This is a genomic window from Sporichthyaceae bacterium (genome assembly GCA_036493475.1).
Taxonomy (GTDB): Bacteria; Actinomycetota; Actinomycetes; order Sporichthyales; family Sporichthyaceae; genus DASQPJ01.
Window position 1 is genome coordinate 1 of sequence record DASXPS010000067.1, and the last position, 2,013, is coordinate 2,013.

Sequence of the window (2,013 nt, forward strand, 5' to 3'; positions counted from 1 at the left end):
CAGGCCCAGTTCGTCTCGGTAGTTGGCCAGCCGGGTGTTGATCTGGGTGAACCCGATCCTGGGACCACGTTCCGACGGCCAACACGCGGGAGTATCGGTGGTGACCAGCCGGGGGCGGATATCCTCGATCCATTCCCGCAGCACCTCCGCGGACCACTCCCAGACGGTCAACACGCTGCGCCGTTTCGGTGGTGAGCCCTTCTTGGCCTTGCCGTGACGGATATAGACGACGCCGTAGGCGCCGAACTCTGGCCCGGCCGGGTTGTGTCCGAAATCGGCCACATCGAGCATCCGGGTCTCGTTGCGCCGAAGCCCTTCTCCTCGGCTTGCTGGTCTGTTGCGTGATGTCGCCCTAACTGGGTGTTCTCGGCGGTGGCGCGGTGGTTCTCCGGGGGTGTGGTGCTCGTGGCTGGTAGTCGTTCGTGACCATTCAGTGGAGAGCGCGAGGCCATGCGGGCATTCCCGGTGAGGTTGCCGTCCGGGCAACGGTATTGGACGGTTTTGGATGAGGACCTCCAGGTTGTGGAGGTCGCCGACGGGTATCTGCGGCACCAGCGGTTCGGCCGCGACGGCGCGGAGTCCACGACCAAGGCGTATGCGCACGCGATCGCGTTGTTCCTGCGCTGGTGCGACCGGACAGGCCGGTCCTGGCAAGCCGGGGTTGAGCAGTTCGCGTTGTTCATCACGTGGTTGGCCCACGCCGGGCCGGCGGCTGGCGCTTCGGGAGTGGTGGTGGCCGGGCCGGGCGCCGCGGCGGTGCGCTGTCCCTCGCGGATTAATGGCGTGCTGACCGCGGTGCGGGGGATGGTGGTGCACGCGGTCGCTATCGGTGAGGGCCCGGCGGGTTTGGTGGCGATGCTTTACGAGGTGGCCGACGACCGCGACTTGCCCGTAGAGGCTCGTGGCGAGGACGGTCGTCTGGGGTGGCGGATACGAGCCCGACATCGGTTGTCCGAGCCGGAGAAGGCGGTGGACCGCGCCAGTGACGAGCAGATCGTCGCGCTGCTGCGAGCGTGCCGGTCGGCGCGGGACCGGCTGGCCGTGCTGTTGATGGCCCGGGCCGGGTTGCGTCGCGGCGAGTTGTGCGGGCTGCGCCGTAGCGATGTGCATTTGCTGGCGGATTCGCGCCGATTGGGGTGCGAGGTCGCGCGGGCGCATCTGCATGTGGTGCGACGCGAGGACAACCCGAATGGGGCGTGGGCGAAGTCTCGTCGGCAGCGGGTCGTGCCGCTGGATTTCCTTGTCGTGCAAGCGTTTGACACCTACGAGTTCGAGCGGATGAGAGTGCCGGGCGCCGCGGGCAGTGATTTCGTGATCGTCAACTTGTTCCGCGGCCGGATCGGGGCGCCGATGCGGCCAGACGCGATCGGCGAGGTTATGGCGGCGGCGTCCCGCCGGGCCGGGTTGGACACCCCGGTCCGCCCGCACCAACTCCGACACGCTTACGGCAGCAACGTTGCCGATGCCGGAGCCGGTATCGACGTGGTCGCTGACCTGCTCGGACACGCTGCGGTCTCCTCGTCCCAGATTTACCTGCATCCGGACTCGTCTCGACTGCGGGCAGCCGTGGACGCGGTGCCCGGCCCCCGCGAGCAGTCCGGGGTGGGCCAGTGACCGCCGCGGCACTGACCGGGTCGATTCCGATCGATGAACAATCCCGCGAGTTCCGGCACGTCTTGGACCGAGTCGTCCTGCGCGGTGAGGCCGCGCGGCTGGCCGGGGCCCTGGACCGGGCACTGCTGGAGGAGGCCGGATGGGATCCGGTGACGCGGGTGCTGCGCCTGCCCGCGCGGCATCGGCTGTTGGGCCGCAAGGTCTGCCGGGTCCAACGATGTGTCAACACCGTCCACAACGATGCCCCCGAGCTCTGCCACCGATGTTTCACCAGGCTGACCGGCATGGGCATGAGCGTCGAGGAGATCGCCAGCGCGCAGAGCCTGCCCGTCGCGCCGGTGCCGGCGGAGCACTGCGCGGTCCCGAACTGTCAGTGCGCGCCGACGGTGCGGGGCGCGG

General features: G+C 68.9%; 3 protein-coding genes. 2 read left to right on the forward strand and 1 reads right to left on the reverse strand.

All coding sequences use genetic code 11. The annotated features are described in order from the left end of the window. The coding region (locus VGJ14_07410) for a site-specific integrase (GenBank protein ID HEY2832233.1) at positions 1 to 291 on the reverse strand (291 nt) is incomplete at its 3' end. Between the two features lie 231 nt (positions 292 to 522). Between VGJ14_07410 and VGJ14_07415 the strand changes: the two genes are divergently transcribed. Both VGJ14_07415 and VGJ14_07420 read left to right on the forward strand, forming a co-directional pair. Then, on the forward strand, positions 523 to 1,614 hold the full coding sequence (locus tag VGJ14_07415; GenBank protein HEY2832234.1) for a tyrosine-type recombinase/integrase: 1,092 nt from the start codon (positions 523 to 525) through the stop codon (positions 1,612 to 1,614). Beyond that, on the forward strand, positions 1,611 to 2,013 hold a 403-nt coding region (locus VGJ14_07420; protein ID HEY2832235.1), incomplete at its 3' end, for a hypothetical protein. The genes VGJ14_07415 and VGJ14_07420, both read left to right, overlap by 4 nt.